Genomic DNA, 19,065 nt, shown 5'->3' with positions numbered 1-19,065 from the left:
TCAGTCGAACCGTTGCCGCGAAAGGCCGAGCCATTCCAGCGCGGTGCCGTGATAGAGGCGGGCCTGGCCGGGTTCGTCCAGGCCAAGCGCGGCGATGCCGGCGCCCGGTTCCTGTTCGCCCAGCGGGAACGGATAGTCGGTGCCCAGCATCACCCGTTCGGTGCCGACGGTGTCCAGCAGGTAGCGCAGCGCGCGTGGATCGGCCACCCAGGAATCGAAGTAGACCCGATCCAGATACTCACGCGGATTGCGGTGATTGTCGGTGGCGACCAGATCGGGACGCATGTTGAAGCCGTGCTCGATGCGACCGATGGTGTAGGGGAAGCTGCCGCCGCCGTGGGCGAAGCAGACCTTCAGGCCGGGCAGGCGCTCCAGCACGCCACCGAATATCAGGCAGCAGGCCGCGCGCGACTGCTCGGCCGGCATGCCGACCAGCCAGGGCAGCCAGTACTTGGGCATGGACGCCGCGCCCATCATGTCCCAGGGATGCACCAGTATCGCGGCGCCCAGTTCGCTGGCGGCCTGGAAGAATTCGAACAGCTCCGGCGCATCCAGGTTCCAGTCATTGACATGGCTGCCGATCTGCACGCCCTGCAGGCCCAGCTGATCCATGCAGCGCTCCAGCTCCTGCACCGCCAGCCGCGGCGACTGCAGCGGCACCGTGCCGATACCGGCGTAGTGGCGCGGATAGTCGCGGCAGGCGGCGGCGGTGTGATCGTTGAGCGCCTGGTGCAGTTCCAGCGCCTGGTGCGGCTTGGCCCAGTAGCTGAACATCACCGGCACCGTGCTGATCACCTGCACCTGCACGCCGAACTTGGCGTAGTCGGCAATCCGTTCCACCGGATCCCAGGTCTTGGGCCAGATCTCGCGGAAGAAACGCCCGTCCTTGTAGATGCGGTGGCGGCCGTCGTCGCCGTGATGAATCACCGGGAAGCGGTTGTCGCCGTACTTGCCGGCCAGATCGGGCCAGTCGCGCGGGAGGAAATGGGCGTGTGTATCGATCTTCAGCATGGAGCGCTCAGGTATCCGCCATCACATACTTGCCGGGTGCCGGGTTCAGGTGTCCGCACTGCGCGCAGGTCCGGTGCCCGGGCGAGGAGTAGAAGCGGTCGAACACCGGCGGGAAATCGGTCTCGATGTTCTTCAGGGTGAAATACTCCTCGTACAGCTTGTGGTTGCAGCGCTCGCAATACCAGAGCAGCCCGTCCTGCTCGTGCGGCAGGCGCCGGCGCTCGATCACCAGTCCGACCGAGTCGGGCATCCGCTGCGGCGAATGCGGCACGCGCGGCGGCAGCAGGAAGATCTCGCCGGCGCGCAGCGGGATGTCGCGCACCGCGCCATCTTCCTGGATCTTCAGCACCATCTCGCCCTCGAGCTGGTAGAACCACTCCGGGCCTTCGTCGTAGTGGAAGTCGGTGCGCTGGTTGGGACCGCCGACCACCATGACGATGAAGTCGCCCGCGTAGATCACCTTGTTGCCGACCGGCGGCTTCAGCAGATGGCGGTGTTCCTCGATCCAGGCCTGCAGGTTGAGCGGTCCGGGCAGCATGTCAGCGTTCCTCGGGCAAGGCGGCGACGCACTTGAGTTCGATGGCGATGGGCGTGGGCAGCGCGGTGATACCCAGGGTGGTGCGGCACGGCGCGCGCGCAGGGTCCGGGAAATGCTCGGCCCAGACCTGGTTGTAGACCTTGAAGTCGCGAGCCATGTCGGTGAGATAGACGGTCACGTCGACCAGATCCTCCCAGCGCGCGCCGCTGGCTTCCAGCACCGTGCGCACGTTGGCGAACACCGCGCGCGCCTGCGCCTGGATGTCGTAGCCGCGGACGCGGCCGTCGGCGAAATAGTCGTTGCCGGGAATGGCATCGGTGGCCGGATCCCGCGGACCGATTCCGGACAGGAACAGCAACTGGCCGACCCGGCGCGCGTGCGGATACGCGCCGACCGGCACCGGTGCCGCCGTAGTCCGGATGCCTTCACCCATCGCGCCGATCCCCGCGCGCCGGCATCCGCGCCAGCGCCTGTTCGTAGGTCGGGTGCAGGCGCTCGGCGGCATCCACGTCCATGCCCAGTTCACGCACACGGCCGTCGAACAGGCTGTAGACCCAACCGTGCACGGTCAAGGGCTGGTTGCGCGCCCAGGCATCCTGCACCACCGTGGTCTGGCAGACGTTGAATACCTGCTCGATGACGTTCAGTTCGCACAGGCGGGCGTGGCGCAGCGATTCGGTGTCCTCCTCGGCGAGGCGGACGGCATGCTTGGTCGCCACGTCGGCCACGTGGCGCAACCAGTTGTCGGCCAGTCCGACCCGGGCGCCGGTCATCGCCGCATGCACGCCGCCGCAGCCATAGTGGCCCACCAGCAGGATGTGCTCGACCTTGAGGATGTCGACCGCGAACTGGATGACCGACAGGCAATTGAGGTCGCCGTGCGACATGACGTTGGCGATGTTGCGGTGGACGAACACCTCGCCCGGATCCAGGCCCAGGATCTGGTTGGCGGGCACGCGCGAGTCGGAACAGCCGATCCACAGATAGCGCGGCGATTGCTGCTGCGACAGGCGCTTGAAGAAGCCGGGATCCTCGTGCTTGATCCGTTCGGCCCATTCACGGTTGTTGCGCAACAGGTTCTCGAGTTCGCTATCACTCATCGGCGGTATCCGGTTCGGGCGGGGGGAGGGGGAGCGCTGGGCGGTCCACCACGTAGTTTGCGCCGATCGGCGTGGATCGTCAGCCATCGGATGGATGCGGGGCGGTACGGCGGCCTCCGGTCAGCGCAGATCGATGCAGACATTCCTGGCCTCGGTGAAGAAGCGCATCGCCTCCAGGCCACCCTCGCGTCCCAGCCCCGAGTGGCCCATGCCGCCGAACGGCGTGCGCAGGTCGCGCATCAGCCACGTGTTGATCCAGACGATGCCGGCGTGGACCCGCGCGGCCAGGCGGTGTGCGCGGCCGAGGTCTCGGGTCCAGATCATCGCCGCCAGCCCGTAGTCGCCGGCGTTGGCCAGGGCCAATGCATGTTCCTCGTCGTCGAACGCCTGCAGGGTCGCCACCGGACCGAAGATCTCCTCCAGGTTGCTCGCCGAATCGGGACCCAGTCCTTCGATGAGGGTCGGCTCGATGAACCAGCCGCCCCGGGGGCAGGCGTCGCCCCCCAGCAGGAACCGTCCGCCCTCGGCACGGGCGCGGGCGATGCACGCGACCACCTTGTCGTAATGGGCCTGCGAGACCAGCGGTCCGAGATCGGTCGACGGGTCGGCGGGATTGCCCACCTTCAGGGCCTTGGCGCGGGCGACGAACGCCTCGCGGAATTCGTCGTGGATCGCGCGTTCAACCAGCAGGCGCGAGCCGCACAGGCAGATCTGCCCGGAATTCTGGAACGCTGAACGCACCAGGGTATCGAGCTGGCCGCGCCAGTCGCTGTCGGCGAACACCAGGGTCGGGTTCTTGCCGCCGAGTTCGAGCGAAATCTTCTTCAATTGCGGTGCGGCCAGCGCCGCGATGCGCTGGCCGACGCGGGTGCTGCCGGTGAAGGACACCGCCTTGATCCGCGGGTCGGCCACCAGCGGTTCGCCCACCTGCGGGCCGGTTCCATGGACCAGGTTGAACACGCCTGGCGGAAAACCGATCCCGGCCGCCAGTTCCGCCAGCATCGTGGCGGTCAGCGGCGTGACCTCCGAGGGTTTGGCGACCACGGTGTTGCCTGCCGCCAGCGCGGGGGCGATTTTCCAGGTGAACAGGTAGAGCGGCAGGTTCCACGGCGAGATGGTCGCCACCGCGCCCAGCGGCTGGCGCAGGGTGTAGTTGAGGCCCGCTTCCCCGTGGTGGGATTCGCTGGCGGACTGGCCCGCCGCCTGGGCGAAGAAGCGCAGGTTGGCGGCGGCGCGCGGAATTTCGACCTCGCGCGCCAACCGGATCGGCTTGCCGCCATCGCGGGATTCGGCGTCGGCGAAATCATCCACGCGTGCTTCCAGTGCGGCGGCCAGCCGTTCCAGCCAGGCGGCGCGTTCGCTGTTGCGCAGCGCCGCCCAGCCGGGCGCCGCGCGCACGGCCGCATCGATGGCGACGGTCACGTCGTCGGCGTTTCCGTCCGCGACCTGGGCGTACGGCCGGGTATCGGCCGGCGCGTGCACCACCCGCCAGTTGCCATTGCGGGCCGCCTGCGGCTGGCCATCGATCCAGTGGGTCAGTGATTGCATGGCGCCAGCTTAACCCGGCGCGCGCCGGTCGCCTGCTGCATTGCGGTCTCGCCGCCGCGGCGCGTTCCGGTCAGATGGATTGCATGCGGCCGCCATCCACCGCCAGGCTGACCCCGCTGATGTAGCCGGCGGCGGGCGAGGCGAGGAAGGCGATGGCGGCGGCGACTTCACCCGGATCGGCGAAGCGGCCCGCCGGCACCGTGGTCAGCATGCCGGCGGCGATCGTGGCTTCGTCCTTGCCGCTGGCGGCGCTGCGATCATCGAGGATCTGCTGCAGGCGCCGGGTGCGGGTGTAGCCCGGCAGTACATTGTTGACGGTGATGCCGTCGGCCCCGAGTTCGCGCGACAGGGTCTTGGCCCAGGACGCCACCGCACCGCGGATGGTGTTGGACACGCCCAGGTTGGGAATGGGCTCCTTCACCGAGGTGGAGATCACGTTGACGATGCGTCCCCAGCCGGCGTCCCGCATGCCGGGAACCACGAGGCCCGCCAGCAGCTGGTTCGCCAGCAGATGGCGCTGGAACGCATCGAGGTAGGCCGCGGCCCCGGCGTCGATGGCACGTCCTCCCGGCGGACCGCCCGTGTTGTTGATCAGGATGTGCACGGGCGATTTGGCCACCAGCGCCCCGACGCCCGCCTGCAGCGCGGCGGGCTCGGCCAGATCCGCCGCGAGCCAGCCATGCGATTGGCCCGGCGTGATCGTCGGCAGGCCCGCGGCGACTTCCGCCAGCACCTCGGCCCGTCGCGCGAGCAGGGTGACGCTGGCGCCGAGCAGCGCCAGTTCGCGCGCCGCCGCGCGGCCGATGCCTTCGGACGCGCCGCAGACCAGCGCGTGGCGACCGGACAGGTTCAGATCCATCGGAACTCCTCGAGATGCCGGACCCGCAGTCTACCGGCTACCCCTTGTGGGAGCGACGTCAATCGCGACCGTCACGCAAGAGGCAGCGCCATGGTTAATCCCGTCGGATCCCCCTGTGGGAGCGACGTCAGTCGCGATGAAGGAAACGGAAATCCCGGACCGGAATCGTGTCATCGACTTTCTCTTTCTTCCCCATCAAGAGTTCGCGACTGACGTCGCTCCCGCAGGGAGGGCGCGGCGGCGCGTTCAGCTGTCGCGACGTTCCAGCCGCTCCAGCATCAACGTGGCGATTTCATGCGCGTTCGCCTCGTCCTGTTCGCGCAGGCCGGCCGCGGCGCCGCGGACATTGGCCTCGGGATGGTTCTGGCTGAGCTTGAACTTCAGTTCAACCCGCTCGGCCTGGAAGCGGAAACCGATGATGCCGCGCAACTGGCCGGCATGATCCGGGCGATCCGGCTCGAACCGCCAGTCGTTGCCCACCCGTGGCTCGTTGAGCTGGCTCAGGCGGTCGACGATGCCGGCGAGCGTGGCGGGATCCTCGGTGGGTTCCAGCGTCCCGTGCAGATGGGCGACCGCATAGTTCCAGGTCGGCACGCGCGCGGCGCTCTCCTTGTCCGGGTACCAGCCGGGGGAAAGATACGCATGCGGTCCGTGAACGATCAGCAGGGCCGGACCGGCATGCCGCGCCTGCGGATTCGGCCGGGCCCAGTGACCTTCGATGACGACGCGGTCGCCATCGCGCGCGTACAGCACCGGCAGGTGGCTGACGGCGGGGGCGCCATCGGTGCCGATCGTGATCAGGGTGACGAACGCATCACGCGCGATCAGCCGATCCAGTTCGCAAAGATCGGTTTCGGCGAAGGCGCGCGGCGTGTACACGGATGGCCCGCGGACTCAGGCGCGGCCGCCAAGCTGCTGCACCATCAGCGCCGGAAGGGCGTCGTCGTCGACGGCGCGCGGCGGGCTGATTTCGTGCAGCGAGAAACCGCGCTGCAACGCGTCTTCCTCGTCCAGTCCGTCGTAGGCGACGAACTCGGCGTCGAACAGCGCGCCACGGGCGCTGTCCTCGCTGTCGTAGGTCAGGGTGTTGCCGTCGCTGTCCAGGACCTGCGCGGTGCCGGCCTCCAGCACCCGCAGACGGGCCCAGATCAGGGTCCGGCCGAGCGAGGCCACGTACCAGGCGTCATGGATGGGGTCATTCATTTGAGTACCAGCGAGAACACGGTCAGCAACCCCGACGACACCAGGGCGACGAAGATCACCAGCAGCGAGATCCGCGCCGGCGCGGCCAGGCCGCTGAGCGAACTGTCGCGCAGCGGCAGATAGCCGCGGGCCAGCAACCAGCGCAGCGCGATCGGCTTGAGGAAGGCGCCTTCGCCCCACTGGCCACCGAGCGCGGCATGGCGATCGCGGATGTGCACCAGCGTGAGCGGCCAGAAGATCACGAACGCGCAGAAACCGGCGATGGCGACGCCGACGAAGCACAGGGCGAAGAACAGCAGCATCGTTGCAATCCGCTCCTGCTCAGAACTCGGCGCTGCCGGGCGCACGCGGGTAGGGGATGGCGTCGCGGATGTTGGTCAGTCCGCACACGTACACCACCAGCCGCTCGAAGCCCAGGCCGAAGCCGGCGTGCGGCACGGTGCCGTAGCGGCGGAAGTCGCGATACCAGCCATAGTGGGCCGGATCCAGGCCGAACTGGGCCATGCGCGCGTCCAGCACGTCCAGACGCTCCTCGCGCTGGCTGCCGCCGATGATCTCGCCGATGCCCGGGGCCAGCACGTCCATCGCCGCGACGGTCTTGCCGTCGTCGTTCAGACGCATGTAGAAGGCCTTGATGTGCTCGGGGTAGTTCATCACCACCACCGGACGGCCGACGTGCTGTTCGGTCAGCCAGCGCTCGTGCTCGGTCTGCAGGTCCAGGCCCCATTCGACCGGGAAGTCGAACTTCTTGCCGGACTTCTGCAGCAGGCCGATCGCATCGGTGTAGTCGATGCGCTCGAACGGCGCGTTGATGAAGGTTTCCAGGCGCGTGATCGCGTCCGGCTGCACGCGCTCGGCGATGAACGCCATGTCGTCGCCACGCTCGTCCAGCACCGCGCGGAACAGGTACTTGAGGAAGTCCTCGGCCAGGTCCGCATCGGCGGCCAGATCGGCGAACGCGATCTCCGGCTCGATCATCCAGAACTCGGCCAGATGGCGGGTGGTGTTGCTGTTCTCGGCGCGAAAGGTCGGGCCAAAGGTGTAGACCTTGCTCAGCGACAGGCAGTAGGCCTCGACGTTGAGCTGGCCGGACACGGTCAGGAAGGTTTCCTTGCCGAAGAAGTCGCGCGAGAAATCCACCGCGCCCTTGCCGTCGCGCGGCAGGTTGGCCATGTCCAGGGTGGATACGCGGAACATCTGGCCGGCGCCTTCCGCGTCGGAGGTGGTGACGATCGGCGTGCTGATCCAGTAGAAGCCGCGCTCGTGGAAGAAGCGGTGCACGGCCTGGGCCAGGCAGTTGCGGATGCGGGTGACCGAGCCGAACAGGTTGGTGCGCGGACGCAGGTGGGCGACTTCGCGGAGGAATTCCAGCGAGTGCGCCTTGGGCTGGATCGGATAGGTTTCCGGATCCTCGACCCAGCCGACCACTTCAATCCGGCTGGCCTGGATTTCGAAACTCTGGCCCTGGCCCTGCGAGGGCACCAGGGTGCCGGTGGCGACCACCGCGCAGCCGGCGGTCAGGCGCTTGATCTCGGATTCGTAGTTGTCCAGTTCGCTGGGCGCCACTACCTGGATGGGCGCGAAGCAGGAGCCGTCGCTGACATTCACGAAGGACAGGCCCGCCTTGGAATCGCGCCGCGTGCGCACCCAGCCGCGTACCGTGACCTCGCCGCCAGCCGGGATCTTGCCCGCCAGCGCATGTTCGACGCTCACCACCGTCATGACTTGAATCCTTCCGTAACAGGACTATTTATGGAACGGTGGAGTTTACCGGAGCGACGGGCCCAGCGGCTCGCCCACGGCCTATAATCGACGTCCCGCCTGGAGGAATGCATGGCCATCACCCTGACCCCCGTCGCCCTGGAGCGCGTGCAGCGTTTCGTCGAGCAGACGCCAGGCACGCTGGGCCTGCGTTTCGGCGTCGCCCGCACCGGTTGCTCCGGCTGGGGCCATGTCGCCGATCTGGCCCGCGAGGAGCGCGAGGGCGACACCGTGTTCGAATTCGAGGGCGTGCGCATCTATGTCGACGCGCAGAGCCTGGCGCTGGTGGACGGCACCGAAATCGACTTCGCCAAGCAGGGCCTGGGCGAGACTTTCCTGTTCCGCAATCCCAACGCCACCGCCGAGTGCGGCTGCGGCGAGAGCTTCACCACCCAGGCCGACGCCGCCTGACGCCCGCGCCCGTCCTGCACTGCCGGTCGACCGGGGCAGACGTTAAGCTTCCAGGCTTTCCGCACCGGGGAGCCTCGATGTTCCGTTCACTGATGCTGGCCGCGCTGGTGGCCGCCACCGTATGCGCGCCGCTGCGCGCGCAGATCGTCACCGACAGGCATGCGGCGCTGGAAGCGCTGTTCGCCGCCGAATGGGAGCGGGGCCTGCGGGAGAGTCCGGAGAATGCCAGCTACAACGGCGACAACCGCTTCAACGACCGCTGGAGCGACCGCAGCCTGGACGCCATCGCCCGGAGCGAGGCCAGCGACCGGGCGGCGCTGGAGAAACTGCATGCCATCGGCCGCGACGGCCTGTCGCCGGCGGACCAGCTCAACTACGACACCTTCGAGTGGAACCTGAAGCAGGCCGTCGCCCGCCAGCGCTTCAAGGAATACCTGCAGCCGATTGGCCATCAGGGCGGCGTGCAGCTGGCCGACGGCATGGCCGAGGTGGTGCCGTTCGCCAGCACGCAGGACTATCGCAACTGGATCGCCCGCCTGCGCGGGCTGGACACGGTGATCGAGCAGAACCTGGTGTTGATGCAACGTGGCGTGGCCGAAGGTTACCTGCCGCCGAAGGTGTTGATGCAGCGGGTGCCGGCGCAGATCGCCGCGCAGATCGTCGAGGACCCGTCGAAGAGTCCGTTCTACCGGCCGTTCCTGAAGTTCGCCGACAGCGTGCCGGAAGCCGACCGCGCCGGGCTGCGGAAGGATGCGCAGCAGGTGATCCGCGATCGGGTGGTGCCGGCGTATCGCAAGCTGCAGGCCTACTTCAACCAAACCTACCTGCCGGCCAGCCGTGCCAGCATCGCCGCCACCGATCTGCCGGACGGGCAGGACTTCTATGTGGCGATGGCCGCCTATTACACGACCACGCCGCTGACCCCGCAGCAGATCCACGCCATCGGGCTGAAGGAGGTCGCGCGCATCCGCGCCGAGATGGAGAAGATCAAGGCGCAGGTCGGTTTCCAGGGGGATCTGCATGCCTTCTTCGATCACCTGCGCAGCGATCCGAAGTACTTCTACAAGACCCCGGCCGAACTGCTGGAGGCCTACCAGGCCCTGTCCAAGCGCATCGATCCGGAACTGGTGAAGGCGTTCCACACCATTCCCCGGCTGCCCTACGGCGTGCGGCCCATCCCGGACAACGCCGCGCCCGACACCACCACCGCCTATTACCAGCCAGGTGCCGCCGACGGCAGCCGCGCGGGCTATTACTACGTCAACCTGTACAAGCCCGGGACCCGGCCGAAGTGGGAAATGATGGCGCTCTCGCTGCACGAGGCGGTGCCCGGGCACCATTTCCAGATGGCGCGCGGCATCGAACTGCCGGACCTGCCGATGTTCCGCAAGACCGCCTACTTCGTCGCCTACGGCGAGGGCTGGGGCCTGTACGCCGAGCGCCTGGGTTACGACATGGGCCTGTACGACGATCCGTACGATCGTTTCGGCCAGCTCACCTACGACATGTGGCGGGCGGTGCGCCTGGTGGTGGACACCGGCATGCACTCGATGGGCTGGAGCCGCGAGAAGGCCATCGCCTACTTCAAGGACAACGCCGCCAAGACCGACCAGGACATCGTCAACGAGATCGACCGCTACATCGCCTGGCCGGGACAGGCCCTGGCCTACAAGATCGGCCAGCTGAAGATTTCCGAGCTGCGCGAGCGGTCGGCGCGGGCGTTGGGACCGGAGTTCGACCTCCGCGCGTTCAACGATGAAGTCCTCAATACCGGCTCGGTTCCGCTGGAGGCGCTGGAGAAGCGCATCGACGCCTGGATTCTGGAGCAGAAGGGCCGCTGAGGCTGGAATTACGCGCGCCCCCGGTTGTTGCTCCGATGAAGGCTCGGAGTCGTGCCCTGCGCAGTCGGCGCCGGGGGTGTGGGGTCCGCCAGAGTAGAAAGGGACCCCGGCGTTCGCCGGGGTGACGATTCCACAAAGTTTCCGGGAGCGGTCGGGAGCCGGGTGGGCAGGGTGGTCGGCAGGGCGAGAGGATAAGAAAGGAACACCCTCTGTCGTTCCAGCGATCGCCGGGAACCATTTTCATGACCATGCCCAAATCCATGCGGAATGGACGGAAACCAAAGAAAATCAAAGGGTAACCGGATGTTCTTCGGCGGATTGCCCAGAAGCCGGTGTCCATGCCGGACGGCGCCCCCCGGCCCCGGCAGCTTCCCGCCATCACCGTCCGCCTTCATCCCATTTGCCTGCAAGTCCTTGACCTGCCATAATTTCCAGCTCCCTGACGCCCATGCGGGCGGCAGGGTCCTTGCTCCACCGCGTCCATCCGGGCGACGGGGGGCTGTCCCGCCCGGCGCCGCGAGGCCGCCGGGCCTACATCCGAAAGGTAAAAACGATGCGTCACTATGAAGTCGTGTTCCTGGTCCATCCGGACCAGAGCGAGCAGGTGCCGGCGATGATCGAGCGCTACAAGGGCTTGATCGAGAACGGCAACGGCAAGATCCACCGCCTGGAAGACTGGGGCCGCCGTCAGCTGGCCTACCCGATCCAGAACCTGGTGAAGGCCCACTACGTGCTGCTCAACATCGAGGCTGACCAGACCGTGCTGAACGAGCTGGTGGAAACCTTCCGTTTCAACGACGCGATCCTGCGTCACCTGGTGGTCAAGCGCGATGGCGCCGACACCGAACAGTCCCTGATCATGAAGAACAAGGACGAGAAGGGTGAGAAGTCGGAGCGTGGCGAGCGTCGCCGTCGCGACGACGACGAGGGCGAGAGCACCGAAGCGCCCGCCGAATCCTCCGACAACGCTGAAGCCGCTTAAGGAGCACACCCATGTCCAAGTTCTTCCGTCGCCGCAAGTTCTGCAAGTTCACGGCCGAAGGTGTGAAGGAGATCGACTACAAGGATCTCAACACCCTGCGCCAGTACCTGACCGAGACCGGCAAGATCGTCCCGAGCCGCGTCACCGGCACCAAGTCCCGCTACCAGCGTCAGCTGGCCACGGCGGTCAAGCGCGCGCGTTTCCTGGCGCTGATCCCGTACACGGACAACCACGACGTGTAATCGTGGAACCGCCGGGGGCCAAGGCCCCCGGCGAACCGGCCTCCCCGCAAGGGGAGGTTCTTTCTTCACTGTCATTCGGACAGCCCACGCTGCGGGCCAGGCCCGCTAACGAATACGGAGCAATACGATGGAACTGATTCTTCTGCAGAAAGTGACCAACCTCGGCGTTCTCGGTGACAAGGTCAATGTGAAGCCGGGCTACGGCCGCAACTACCTGGTGCCGCAGGGCAAGGCCGTGCCGGCGACCGCCGCCAACCTGGCCGAGTTCGAAGCCAAGCGCGCCGAGTACGAAGCCAAGGCCAAGTCCGTGCATGACGACGCCGAAAGCCGCCGCGCCAAGCTGGAAGGCGCCAGCGTGACCATCAAGGCCAACGCTTCGACCGAAGGCAAGCTGTTCGGTTCGGTCGGCCCGCGCGACATCGCCGACGCGTTCACCGCCATCGGCCTGCCGCTGGAAAAGAGCGAAGTGGTGATGGGCGAAGGCCCGATCCGCAACATCGGCGAGTTCGAAGTGATCGCCAAGCTGCACGCCGACGTCGAAACCGCCATCAAGGTGGTCGTCGAAGCCGAAGCCTGATAACCCGGGCCGTGCCGCACCGGAACGGGCGCCTCGCGGCGCCCGTTTCCGTTTTTGCCTTCCCGGGGCGTCAATCGGCGGACGCGTTGCCGTCCGTCGGCATATCACCGTAGCCAATCGCGGGTGTCTCAACCGCTGAGATGCCCACCGGTTATCCACATGGTTATCTGCAACCACCCGCCGGTGGAGCGACTACCATGGCCAATCCCGTTCCGTTCGCCCCGCATCGGCCACAGGAGTCCGTCGCCCCCATGTCCGCACGCCCAGGTTTCCGCAACGACCCGCAGGATGCGCGTATCGAACAGTTGCGGGTGCCGCCGCACTCCATCGAGGCGGAACAGGCCGTCCTGGGCGGCCTGATGCTGGCGCCGGAAGCCTACGATCGGATCAACGACAAGCTCACCGACAACGACTTCTATCGCCGCGACCACCAGCTGATCTACCGCGCCATCAGCGAGCTGGCGGAACGGAACCGGCCCTACGACGCAGTAACCCTGGGCGAATGGTTCGAGTCGCAGGGCCATCTGGAACAGGTCGCCGGTGGCGCCTACCTGATCGAGCTGGCCAGCAGCACCCCGTCCGCCGCCAACATCGTCGCCTACGCGGAAATCGTCCGCGACAAGGCGGTGATGCGCCAGCTCATCGATGTCGGCACCGGCATCGTCAACGACGCCTTCCAGCCCGAGGGCAGGGAGAGCAACGAATTGCTGGCGGTGGCCGAACAGAAGGTGTTCGCCATTGCCGAAGCCGGCGCGCGCGGGCGCACCGACTTCGTCGGCATGAACTCGGCGCTGAAGGATGCTTTCGAGGTCCTGCAGAGCCGCTTCGAGAATGGCGGCAACGTCACCGGCCTGCCGACCGGCTATACGGAGTTCGATCAGATGACCGCCGGCCTGCAGCCGACCGACCTGATCATCCTGGCCGCGCGTCCGGCCATGGGCAAGACCACCTTCGCCCTCAACATCGCCGAATTCGCCGCCATCAAATCGAAGAAGGCGGTGGCGGTGTTCTCGATGGAAATGTCCGCCGCGCAGCTGGCGCTGCGCCTGATTTCCTCCAACGGCCGCATCAACGCGACCCGCCTGCGTACCGGCCAGCTGGAAGACGAGGACTGGAGCCGCGTCACCAGCGCGATCCGGATGCTCAAGGAAACCAAGATCTTCATCGACGACACGCCTGGCCTGTCGCCGGAAGTGCTCCGCTCCAAGTCCCGCCGGCTCAAGCGCGAACATGATCTGGGCCTGGTGGTCATCGACTACCTGCAGCTGATGTCGGTCCCCGGCAACAGCGAGAACCGCGCCACCGAAATCTCCGAGATTTCGCGCTCGCTCAAGGGCCTGGCCAAGGAACTCAACGTGCCGGTGATCGCGCTGTCGCAGCTCAACCGTTCGCTGGAAACACGAACCGACAAGCGCCCGGTGATGGCCGACCTGCGCGAATCCGGCGCCATCGAGCAGGACGCGGACATGATCGTGTTCATCTACCGCGATGACTACTACAACAAGGAAAATTCACCGGACAAGGGCCTGGCCGAAATCATCATCGGCAAGCAGCGTAGCGGCCCGACGGGGTCGTGCAAGCTGAAGTTCTTCGGCGAATACACCCGTTTCGACAACCTGGCGCACGATTCCATCGGAAGTTTCGAGTAGGCGTCGCGATGCCGGTCGCCCTCGTCTGGTTCCGCAACGATCTGCGCCTGGACGACAACCCGGCGCTGCGGATGGCGTTGGACGAGGGATATACCCCTTTGCCGGTATACATCCACGCCCCGGAAGAAGAGGGCGGCTGGATGCCGGGTGCCGCTTCCGATGCGTGGCGCCATCGGTCCCTGCGTGTACTGGACGCCGATCTGCGCGCGCGTGGGTCCGCGCTGCATGTGCGCAGGGGCCCGACCGGTGCGGCCCTGCGGGCGCTCCTGCGCGACAGCGGTGCCAGGGCGGTGTTCTGGAACCGCAAGTACGAACCGGCCACCCAGCCGCGCGACGCCGCGCTGAAGAAGCAGCTGCGTGAGCAGGGACTGCGGGTGGAAAGCGCGAACGGCGGCCTGCTGTTCGAACCCTGGGATCTGGCGACCGGGCAGGGCACGCCGTATCGGGTGTTCACCCCCTTCTGGCGCACGGCGCGGGCGCGCTGGAATCCGCCGGCGCCCTGGAAGGCGCCGGACCGGTTGCCGCCGTCATGCGCCATCGGGGACGGTGTGCCGCTGGATTCGCTGGGCCTGGCGCCGTCCACCCCGTGGGACCGCGGCTTCTGGGACGACTGGCAACCTGGCGAGATCGGCGCGCGGGAAGCACTGGAAGTATTCGTCGACGGCGCGCTGCGTGGCTATCGCGAGGATCGGGACCGCCCGGATCGCGTGGGGACGTCGCGGTTGTCCCCGCATCTGCATTTCGGCGAAATCGCACCCTGGCGCATCGCCGCCGCATTGGAGCAGGCGCGGACGGCAGCCAATGCCGCCGAGGTGGAGGCCTTCCTGCGCGAACTCGGCTGGCGCGAGTTTGCCTGGCACCTGCTGCACCACTTCCCGCATACCGCGGACCGGAACCTCAATCCGCGCTTCGACGGATTCGCCTGGGCGGCGCCGGGCGTTGGCGTACTGGAAGCCTGGCAGCGCGGACGGACCGGGGTGCCCATCGTCGACGCCGGCATGCGCGAGCTGTGGGCGACCGGCTACATGCACAACCGGGTACGGATGATCGCCGCCAGCTTTCTGACCAAGCATCTGCGCCTGCACTGGTCGCACGGTGCGCGCTGGTTCTGGGACACCCTGGTCGATGCCGACCTGGCCAACAACACGCTGGGCTGGCAATGGACGGCGGGCACCGGCGCCGACGCGGCACCGTATTTCCGCGTGTTCAATCCGGTGACCCAGGCGCGCCGGTTCGATCCGCGGGGCGAGTACATCGCCCGCTGGGTGCCGGAACTGCGCGAACTGCCGCCTGCGCTGCGATTCGCGCCGTGGGAGTCGCCGGCGATGGCCGCGCGGCTGGCGCCGGACTATCCCGCCAACCCGCTGGTGGATCTGGCCGCAGGCCGCGAAGCGGCGCTGGCCGCGTATCGGGCCAGCGCGGGCTGAGATCGCGTTGACGCCTTTCGCGGCCGCGTGCTTCACTCGATGCAGGGAACGGAGGGCAGCATGGCGACGAAGAAGGGGCCGGGCAAGCCACGGCGCGAACCGATGTCGCGGGTCGATACCGCCTGGCTGCGGATGTGCCGGCCGACCAATCCGATGATGATCACCGGAGTGCTCATGTTCGACGAGCCGCTCACGCTGGAGCGGCTCAAGGATGTCGTGCGCAAGCGCTTCCTGGCCTATCCGCGCTTCCTCCAGAAGGCGGTCGACACCGCGGCCGGCGCGGCCTGGGTGGAAGACCCCGATTTCGACATCGATTGGCACGTCCGGCTGTCGGCACTGCCCGGCCGCAGCGATCCGGATTCCGAGAAGCGCGCATTGGAGCGTTTCGTCAGCCAGATGGCGTCCACGCCGCTGGACAAGACCAAGCCGCTCTGGCAATTCCATCTGGTCGAGCGCTACCGCGGCGGTTCGGCGCTGGTGGCGCGCATCCACCACAGCTACGCCGACGGCATCGCGCTGGTGCAGGTGCTGCTCTCGCTGACCGATACCACCCGCAAGCCGGATAGCAGCAGCGACCTGCGCGCGGCCTGGCTGAAGCAGGATGGCGTGGAAGTGGTGCGCCGGGTCGGTGCGATTGATCGCTATGTCAAGCTCGGCGGCAAGATGCTCGGCAAGGGCATGGAGATGTATCGGGATCCGACCCTGGCCACGATGCTGGCGAGGGAGGGCGGCGAGATCGGCCGCGAACTGCTCGCCGCATTGGCGCTGTCCGATGATCCGCCCACGCTGCTGCGTGGCCCGCTGGGGGTCAGCAAGCGGGTGGCCTGGGCCGAGCCGCTGGATCTGGAAGAGGTGAAGGCGGTCGGGCGCGCGTGCGATTGCACGGTCAACGACGTGCTGATGGCCACCGCGGCCGGCGCACTGCGCAGCTATCTGCTCGAACGCGGCGAACAGGTCGATGGCGTGACCCTGCGCGCGACCGTGCCGGTCAACCTGCGGCCGCTGGAGCATGCCCGCAAACTGGGCAACCATTTCGGACTGGTGTTCCTGGATCTCCCGGTAGGCGAGGCCAATCCGATCCGCCGGCTGGAACGCGTAGCCGGGTGCATGAATGACTTGAAGAATTCTCGGCAAGCTATTGTTGCATTTGGACTTCTTGCCGCGCTTGGAATGGCGCCCGCCGCCTTGCAGGGGGTGGCCTTGGAACTCTTCAGCCGCAAGGCCACCGCGGTGGCGACCAATGTGCCCGGGCCGCAGCAACCGCTCTACATGGGCGGCAGCCGGGTCCGCGACATGATGTTCTGGGTGCCGCAGACTGGTTCGATCGGCATCGGGGTATCCATCCTCAGCTACAACGGCCGCGTGCATTTCGGTCTGATCGCCGACGCCAAACTGGTGCCGGATCCCGACGCGGTGATTCGCCGTTTCGCGCCGGAGTTCGAGAAGCTGCTGTATCTGGCGTTGATGGGGAACTGGGATTACACCCTCGATGCGGGTGCCGCCGTGTCGCTGCTGGAAGACACGGCGCAAGCAAGCTGAACAGGAAGACGCATGCTTTTCCGGATCTTCACGGCGCTTTAGCTATCAGACAGAACGGAGCCGGTATTTTTGCCGGCGCTGGATGATTGCCGGGATGCGTTCCCATACGACGAGGAGATGTCCATGAAGAATTACGCCATCAAGACCACGCTCATCGCGCTGGGCGCGGCGGTGATGCTGAGTTCCTGCGCCAGCTACACTGGCCAGACCAACGATCCCAATGATCCCAACCGCACCCGCACCGGCGCGCTGATCGGTGCCGGCATCGGCGCGGCGGTCGGCCTGCTGAGCGGCAAGGACGCCACGGATCGCCGCCAGCGTGCGTTGATTGGCGCGGGTGTCGGCGGTCTCGCCGGCGGCTCGATCGGTGCCTATCAGGATCGCCAGGAAGCCGAACTGCGTCGGCAGACCGCCGGCACCGGCATCGATGTCAGCCGTGATGGCGATGTGATCAAGTTGAACCTGCCGGACGGCGTGACCTTCGATTTCGGCAAGGCCGACCTGAAGCCGCAGTTCTATCCGGCACTCAACAACGTCGCCCGGACCCTGTCCGAGTACAACCAGACCATCGTGGAAGTGACCGGCCACACCGACAGCGTCGGCAGCGACGCAGTCAACCAGCGTCTGTCCGAACAGCGCGCCGCGTCGGTTGGCAACTACCTGATCGGCCAGGGCGTGCTGCGCGAGCGCTTCGAGATTGTCGGCATGGGCAAGCGCTACCCGATTGCCAGCAACGACACCGATTCGGGCCGTGCTCTCAACCGCCGCGTCGAGATCCGGGTGCTGCCGGTGCGTTCCTGAGCATCGCGACAGCCGTGGAGTGAAAGGAAGGGCCGCGTTAGCGGCCCTTCTTTTTTTGCGTCGTCCGATGCGAACGGTGCGTCACATCGGAGGATCAGAATCCCCGCCGCCGGCATTCGCCATCCAACCGTTTGGCGTCGACATTGCGGCTGTAGTTGGCCGCCTCGATGGCGGGCATGCCTTCGATCAATGCCTGGTACATCCCCAGTCGCTTGATGCGCCGGCCCAGCGGGCCATGGACCTTGTTTTCCTCCGCCACCATGCCGGCGTAGAGGATGGTGAAGAGCTGATCCACCAGCAGCGCATCCTCGCCATAGGCGGCGGACAGGCCAGTGATCCAGGCCAGCACGGCGGGGCTGGCCTCGGCGCTGGTGCGGTCGTAGACGCGGACGAAATCCTCGTACAGGCGATACGCGCCATGGCGCGCCGCCAGCGACTGCAGTTCATCGAAGTACCAGGCGTCGCGCGGCGCGAAGCGGGAGGCGCCCGGCGGCGTCAGGTAGACGCACCAGTCATCGAACTGGCCGCGATCGAATTCGATCAGCGAACCGTCGGCGAGTGTCTTGAAATGCCGGCGCATGCGACCTCAGGCGAAGCGATCGGCCAGCGCGTCGGTGGCCTGCACCAGCGCATCGGCGATGGCCGGATCCGCGGCGCTGTGCCCGGCCAGCACCACCCGCAGATCGGCCTCCGGCCAGGCCTGCGCCAGATCGTGCGCGCTCTTCATGGGGCAGATGATGTCGTAGCGGCCATGCACGATGGTGCCCGGGATGTGGCGGATGCGGTCGATGTCGCGCAGCAGCTGATCCGGTTCCAGGAACACGTTGTGGCGGAAGTAGTGGGCCTCGGCGCGGGCGACGCTGACGGCGACCTTCGGATCCTCGAAATTGCCGGCTTCGGCGGGATCGTGGAGCAGGGTGGTGCTGCCGCCTTCCCAGTCGCTCCAGGCCTGCGCGGCCTCGAGCCGGATCGCCGGGTCCGGGCCGTCCAGACGCCGCCAGTAGGCTTCGACCATTTCGTCGCGTTCGGATTCGGGGATGTAGGCCAGATAGCGTTCCCAGCGCTCCGGGAAAATCCAGCGCGCGCCGCCGTCCAGTTCGTTGAACCAGCGCAGCTCACCCGGGCGACCGAGGAAGATGCCGCGCAAGACCAGGCCGAGCACGCGATCCGGATGCGCCTGCGCATAGGCCAGCGACAGCGTGGAACCCCAGGAGCCGCCGAACACGACCCAGCGTTCGATGCCCAGATGCTCCCGAATCCGTTCGATATCGGCGACCAGGTGCCAGGTGGTGTTGTCGCGCAGTTCGGCCGGCGGGGTCGAACGGCCGGCGCCGCGTTGATCGAACAGGACGATGCGGTAACGCGTCGGGTCGAAGAAGCGTCGATGGTAGGTCGACAGGCCGGCACCGGGACCGCCGTGCAGGAACAGCACCGGCAGGCCGTCGGGATTGCCGCATTCCTCGATGTACAGCGCATGCAGGTCATCCACGGCCAGCCGCCGGGTACGGTAGGGCTCGATCTCCGGGTACAGCTCGCGCACGTGCGTCATCCTTTTCCGTTTGCGAGAAGGATAGCG

At 66.9% G+C, this 19,065-nt stretch carries 21 protein-coding genes; 9 read left to right on the top strand and 12 right to left on the bottom strand.

The window, feature by feature from the left end:
* The 10 genes from AC3DEZ_RS11985 to asnS form a co-directional block, all read right to left on the bottom strand.
* Window positions 1–1,011, bottom strand: a complete 1,011-nt coding sequence (locus AC3DEZ_RS11985) for an amidohydrolase family protein (protein ID WP_447101995.1) — start codon at window positions 1,009–1,011, stop codon at window positions 1–3.
* A gap of 7 nt (window positions 1,012–1,018) precedes the next feature.
* Window positions 1,019–1,549, bottom strand: coding sequence for a 3-hydroxyanthranilate 3,4-dioxygenase (locus tag AC3DEZ_RS11980; protein WP_488388404.1), 531 nt, complete (start codon window positions 1,547–1,549; stop codon window positions 1,019–1,021).
* 1 nt (window position 1,550) lies between these two features.
* Window positions 1,551–1,982, bottom strand: coding sequence for a RidA family protein (locus tag AC3DEZ_RS11975; protein ID WP_488388403.1), 432 nt, complete (start codon window positions 1,980–1,982; stop codon window positions 1,551–1,553).
* A complete protein-coding gene (gene can / locus AC3DEZ_RS11970; protein ID WP_447101998.1) occupies window positions 1,975–2,649 on the bottom strand; it encodes a carbonate dehydratase in 675 nt (224 codons plus the stop codon). Before can ends, AC3DEZ_RS11975 begins: the two co-directional genes overlap by 8 nt.
* 120 nt (window positions 2,650–2,769) lie before the next feature.
* Window positions 2,770–4,197 (bottom strand): aldehyde dehydrogenase, encoded by a 1,428-nt coding sequence (locus AC3DEZ_RS11965; protein ID WP_488388402.1) that lies wholly within the window; start codon window positions 4,195–4,197, stop codon window positions 2,770–2,772.
* Window positions 4,198–4,267: 70 nt separating this feature from the next.
* Window positions 4,268–5,056 (bottom strand): SDR family oxidoreductase, encoded by a 789-nt coding sequence (locus tag AC3DEZ_RS11960; protein ID WP_488388401.1) that lies wholly within the window; start codon window positions 5,054–5,056, stop codon window positions 4,268–4,270.
* A 246-nt stretch (window positions 5,057–5,302) separates the two neighbouring features.
* Window positions 5,303–5,935 (bottom strand): FMN-binding negative transcriptional regulator, encoded by a 633-nt coding sequence (locus tag AC3DEZ_RS11955; protein ID WP_488388400.1) that lies wholly within the window; start codon window positions 5,933–5,935, stop codon window positions 5,303–5,305.
* A 15-nt stretch (window positions 5,936–5,950) separates the two neighbouring features.
* Window positions 5,951–6,259, bottom strand: coding sequence for a hypothetical protein (locus AC3DEZ_RS11950; protein ID WP_488388399.1), 309 nt, complete (start codon window positions 6,257–6,259; stop codon window positions 5,951–5,953).
* Window positions 6,256–6,561 carry a hypothetical protein gene (locus AC3DEZ_RS11945; RefSeq protein ID WP_183641680.1) on the bottom strand — a complete coding sequence of 102 codons (306 nt, stop codon included), beginning with the start codon at window positions 6,559–6,561 and terminating at the stop codon, window positions 6,256–6,258. The genes AC3DEZ_RS11950 and AC3DEZ_RS11945 overlap by 4 nt, the downstream gene beginning before the upstream one ends.
* Window positions 6,562–6,580: 19 nt before the next feature.
* Window positions 6,581–7,981, bottom strand: a complete 1,401-nt coding sequence (gene asnS, locus AC3DEZ_RS11940) for an asparagine--tRNA ligase (RefSeq protein ID WP_488388398.1) — start codon at window positions 7,979–7,981, stop codon at window positions 6,581–6,583.
* A 111-nt stretch (window positions 7,982–8,092) separates the two neighbouring features.
* On the opposite strand from asnS, the gene AC3DEZ_RS11935 reads away from it, so the two are divergent.
* The 9 genes from AC3DEZ_RS11935 to AC3DEZ_RS11895 all read left to right on the top strand — a co-directional run bounded on the left by AC3DEZ_RS11935 (window position 8,093) and on the right by AC3DEZ_RS11895 (window position 17,489).
* Entirely contained in the window at window positions 8,093–8,431 is a 339-nt protein-coding gene (locus AC3DEZ_RS11935) for a HesB/IscA family protein (protein ID WP_488388397.1), read from the top strand.
* Window positions 8,432–8,508: 77 nt separating this feature from the next.
* A complete protein-coding gene (locus tag AC3DEZ_RS11930) occupies window positions 8,509–10,272 on the top strand; it encodes a DUF885 domain-containing protein (RefSeq protein WP_488388396.1) in 1,764 nt (587 codons plus the stop codon).
* Window positions 10,273–10,825: 553 nt separating this feature from the next.
* The gene (rpsF, locus tag AC3DEZ_RS11925; RefSeq protein ID WP_488388395.1) at window positions 10,826–11,254 is read left to right on the top strand and encodes a 30S ribosomal protein S6; all 429 of its coding nucleotides are present in this window, start codon (window positions 10,826–10,828) and stop codon (window positions 11,252–11,254) included.
* Between the two features lie 11 nt (window positions 11,255–11,265).
* On the top strand, window positions 11,266–11,496 hold the full coding sequence (gene rpsR, locus AC3DEZ_RS11920) for a 30S ribosomal protein S18 (RefSeq protein WP_079726029.1): 231 nt from the start codon (window positions 11,266–11,268) through the stop codon (window positions 11,494–11,496).
* A 127-nt stretch (window positions 11,497–11,623) separates the two neighbouring features.
* Window positions 11,624–12,073 carry a 50S ribosomal protein L9 gene (rplI, locus tag AC3DEZ_RS11915; RefSeq protein ID WP_447102007.1) on the top strand — a complete coding sequence of 150 codons (450 nt, stop codon included), beginning with the start codon at window positions 11,624–11,626 and terminating at the stop codon, window positions 12,071–12,073.
* 251 nt (window positions 12,074–12,324) lie between these two features.
* Entirely contained in the window at window positions 12,325–13,722 is a 1,398-nt protein-coding gene (locus AC3DEZ_RS11910; RefSeq protein WP_447102008.1) for a replicative DNA helicase, read from the top strand.
* A gap of 8 nt (window positions 13,723–13,730) precedes the next feature.
* Entirely contained in the window at window positions 13,731–15,149 is a 1,419-nt protein-coding gene (locus AC3DEZ_RS11905; protein ID WP_488388394.1) for a cryptochrome/photolyase family protein, read from the top strand.
* A gap of 60 nt (window positions 15,150–15,209) precedes the next feature.
* The gene (locus AC3DEZ_RS11900) at window positions 15,210–16,688 is read left to right on the top strand and encodes a WS/DGAT/MGAT family O-acyltransferase (RefSeq protein ID WP_488388393.1); all 1,479 of its coding nucleotides are present in this window, start codon (window positions 15,210–15,212) and stop codon (window positions 16,686–16,688) included.
* Between the two features lie 123 nt (window positions 16,689–16,811).
* Window positions 16,812–17,489 carry a YiaD family glycine zipper/OmpA-like lipoprotein gene (locus AC3DEZ_RS11895; RefSeq protein WP_447102011.1) on the top strand — a complete coding sequence of 226 codons (678 nt, stop codon included), beginning with the start codon at window positions 16,812–16,814 and terminating at the stop codon, window positions 17,487–17,489.
* 94 nt (window positions 17,490–17,583) lie between these two features.
* Here the strand turns inward: AC3DEZ_RS11895 and AC3DEZ_RS11890 are convergent, their stop codons facing one another.
* A complete protein-coding gene (locus AC3DEZ_RS11890; RefSeq protein WP_488388392.1) occupies window positions 17,584–18,069 on the bottom strand; it encodes a DUF7004 family protein in 486 nt (161 codons plus the stop codon).
* A gap of 6 nt (window positions 18,070–18,075) precedes the next feature.
* Window positions 18,076–19,029 carry a prolyl aminopeptidase gene (gene pip, locus AC3DEZ_RS11885; RefSeq protein ID WP_488388504.1) on the bottom strand — a complete coding sequence of 318 codons (954 nt, stop codon included), beginning with the start codon at window positions 19,027–19,029 and terminating at the stop codon, window positions 18,076–18,078.
* Window positions 19,030–19,065: the final 36 nt, after the last annotated feature.

Source organism: Pseudoxanthomonas sp. 134C1, assembly GCF_057773065.1.
This window is presented reverse-complemented; position numbering and strand designations above follow the sequence as displayed.

Bases quoted from the DNA above. Each gene is read 5' to 3' on its own strand.
- AC3DEZ_RS11985 (WP_447101995.1), bottom strand. From the start codon at position 1,011: ATGCTGAAGATCGATACACACGCCCATTTCCTCCCGCGCGACTGGCCC.
- AC3DEZ_RS11980 (WP_488388404.1), bottom strand. From the start codon at position 1,549: ATGCTGCCCGGACCGCTCAACCTGCAGGCCTGGATCGAGGAACACCGC.
- AC3DEZ_RS11975 (WP_488388403.1), bottom strand. From the start codon at position 1,982: ATGGGTGAAGGCATCCGGACTACGGCGGCACCGGTGCCGGTCGGCGCG.
- can (WP_447101998.1), bottom strand. From the start codon at position 2,649: ATGAGTGATAGCGAACTCGAGAACCTGTTGCGCAACAACCGTGAATGG.
- AC3DEZ_RS11965 (WP_488388402.1), bottom strand. From the start codon at position 4,197: ATGCAATCACTGACCCACTGGATCGATGGCCAGCCGCAGGCGGCCCGC.
- AC3DEZ_RS11960 (WP_488388401.1), bottom strand. From the start codon at position 5,056: ATGGATCTGAACCTGTCCGGTCGCCACGCGCTGGTCTGCGGCGCGTCC.
- AC3DEZ_RS11950 (WP_488388399.1), bottom strand. From the start codon at position 6,259: ATGAATGACCCCATCCATGACGCCTGGTACGTGGCCTCGCTCGGCCGG.
- AC3DEZ_RS11945 (WP_183641680.1), bottom strand. From the start codon at position 6,561: ATGCTGCTGTTCTTCGCCCTGTGCTTCGTCGGCGTCGCCATCGCCGGT.
- asnS (WP_488388398.1), bottom strand. From the start codon at position 7,981: ATGACGGTGGTGAGCGTCGAACATGCGCTGGCGGGCAAGATCCCGGCT.
- AC3DEZ_RS11935 (WP_488388397.1), top strand. From the start codon at position 8,093: ATGGCCATCACCCTGACCCCCGTCGCCCTGGAGCGCGTGCAGCGTTTC.
- AC3DEZ_RS11930 (WP_488388396.1), top strand. From the start codon at position 8,509: ATGTTCCGTTCACTGATGCTGGCCGCGCTGGTGGCCGCCACCGTATGC.
- rpsF (WP_488388395.1), top strand. From the start codon at position 10,826: ATGCGTCACTATGAAGTCGTGTTCCTGGTCCATCCGGACCAGAGCGAG.
- rpsR (WP_079726029.1), top strand. From the start codon at position 11,266: ATGTCCAAGTTCTTCCGTCGCCGCAAGTTCTGCAAGTTCACGGCCGAA.
- rplI (WP_447102007.1), top strand. From the start codon at position 11,624: ATGGAACTGATTCTTCTGCAGAAAGTGACCAACCTCGGCGTTCTCGGT.
- AC3DEZ_RS11910 (WP_447102008.1), top strand. From the start codon at position 12,325: ATGTCCGCACGCCCAGGTTTCCGCAACGACCCGCAGGATGCGCGTATC.
- AC3DEZ_RS11905 (WP_488388394.1), top strand. From the start codon at position 13,731: ATGCCGGTCGCCCTCGTCTGGTTCCGCAACGATCTGCGCCTGGACGAC.
- AC3DEZ_RS11900 (WP_488388393.1), top strand. From the start codon at position 15,210: ATGGCGACGAAGAAGGGGCCGGGCAAGCCACGGCGCGAACCGATGTCG.
- AC3DEZ_RS11895 (WP_447102011.1), top strand. From the start codon at position 16,812: ATGAAGAATTACGCCATCAAGACCACGCTCATCGCGCTGGGCGCGGCG.
- AC3DEZ_RS11890 (WP_488388392.1), bottom strand. From the start codon at position 18,069: ATGCGCCGGCATTTCAAGACACTCGCCGACGGTTCGCTGATCGAATTC.